General features: G+C 47.9%; 2 protein-coding genes. Both read right to left on the bottom strand.

Going from position 1 to position 1,884, the window contains the following annotated elements:
- Positions 1 to 74: 74 nt before the first annotated feature.
- Positions 75 to 1,364, bottom strand: coding sequence for a TRAP transporter large permease (locus DXK30_RS12660; protein WP_114701989.1), 1,290 nt, complete (start codon positions 1,362 to 1,364; stop codon positions 75 to 77).
- A partial coding sequence (locus DXK30_RS12665) for a TRAP transporter small permease (protein ID WP_162799540.1) occupies positions 1,361 to 1,884 on the bottom strand: 524 nt, incomplete at its 5' end. The genes DXK30_RS12665 and DXK30_RS12660, both read right to left, overlap by 4 nt.

Genomic DNA, 1,884 nt, shown 5'->3' on the forward strand with positions numbered 1-1,884 from the left:
ATAAAAAAGCCACACTGCTGTATTAGCAATATGGCTTCATACAATAACGTTACACATGAGGGTTTAGACTCAATCTACCCGAGCAGCACAAGCGAGATGGCAGGGAACATCACCAAGATAACCAAACGAATCACATCAGAGACAATAAATGGTGCCACCCCGCGGAACATATCGCTCAGCTTAATGTGCGGTGCCATCGCCTTAATCACAAAGATATTCATCCCCATCGGCGGCGTAATCAAACCAAGCTCCACCGTCAATACCGCAATGATGCCAAACCAGACCGGATCAAACCCTAACGCTAGAATGATTGGATATACCACAGGTATTGTGATTACCAGCATCGCTAAGGCATCCATGAACAGCCCTAATAGGAAGTACATGAACAGAATACAGATCAGCACAATCATTGGACTGACCGCCAATCCACCGATCCAAGATGCCAAGGTATAAGACAAGCGTGAGACTGAAATAAAGTATCCCAATGCCTCTGCACCCAGTAACATAAAGAACACCACGGCAGAGAGCGCTAGCGTCTCAATCAATGACTGCTTGAGACCATCTAGACGCATGCCTTTAGCAAAGGCATAAGCCCAAGAGACAAAGGCACCTACTGCGGCGCCTTCTGTTGGGGTGAATAACCCAAAGAAGATACCAGCAATAATCACAATAAAGATAAAGCTAAACGGTATCAAACCAGTCAACGACAGTAGCTTGGCTTTCCAAGACGTTTTCTCACCGCGCTTTGCCAGATGCGGTTTCCAGCGTACCATCACCATGACGGTGATTGAGTACATCACCATGCCAAGCATACCCGGTAAGAAACCAGCGATGAACATATCACCTACTGACTGCTGGGTTAAGATGGCATAGACCAGTAAGGCAATACTGGGCGGAATCATAATACCAAGCGTACCGCCAGCGGCTAAGATACCGCAGGCAAAGCCTGGCTGATAGCCGTATTTCTCCATTTGCGGTAACGCCACTTTGGTCATGGTAGAGGCAGTGGCGAGCGACGAGCCTGAGATAGAGGCAAAGATACCGGATGAACCGATACCAGCAATACCAAGACTGCCCCTTACCCCGCCAAATATGGTCCGGGTGGCTTCAAAGAGTTTACCTGCCATGCCCGAGTGGGTAGCAAACACACCCATGAGAATAAATAAGGGAATGGCACTAAAGTCATACTTTGCTAAGACATCGACTGGGATGTCTTTGAGCATTTGTAAGGCACCACTAGGCGCGGTAACCGCACCAAAACCTACTAGACCCACACCTAACATGGCAAGTGCGACGGGCACGCGTAGGACGACAAGCAAGATCATGACAACTAGGCCAATCGCACCGATAATTTCTGGACTCATGCGCCTGTCTCCTCGGCGTCAAAGAATTCGCCTGTCTTAAATATGTTGATAGATTCGATCAATGAGCGTATGGCTAGAAAAGCACTTAACAAGGCACTGATCAGGTAGATAGGCATCATAGAGAGTCTTAAGTCTTGGGTAACTTTCCCAAACTCCATAGCGTCAATGGCGCTCTCGTAGAGTCCCCATGAGAAGACGATGCCGATGACGAAGAAGCCCAGCATAAAGATAGCCATGAGGTAGCCCTTTATAGATTGGGGCATTTTCTGGGTGAAGACGTCGACGATGATTTGTGAGCGTTCAACAAACGCGGCAAAGGCAGCGAGTAATGCAAATAGCATGAAGTAGGAGACGATCTCTACACTGCCTTTGACGGTAAAGCCAAACTCACCACCGGTGAGTTTGAATATGTAGCGCGCGCTGACGTCGAGCATGGTGGTTAGGACGATGATGATGAGACTGATCCCACCGATAAATTGGCATAATCTAGAGATTAAGACGCTGAGCTTGACTAAAAATG

Source organism: Psychrobacter proteolyticus, from assembly GCF_003350005.1.
GTDB lineage: Bacteria > Pseudomonadota > Gammaproteobacteria > Pseudomonadales > Moraxellaceae > Psychrobacter > Psychrobacter proteolyticus.

Bases quoted from the DNA above. Each gene is read 5' to 3' on its own strand.
- DXK30_RS12660 (WP_114701989.1), bottom strand. From the start codon at position 1,364: ATGAGTCCAGAAATTATCGGTGCGATTGGCCTAGTTGTCATGATCTTG.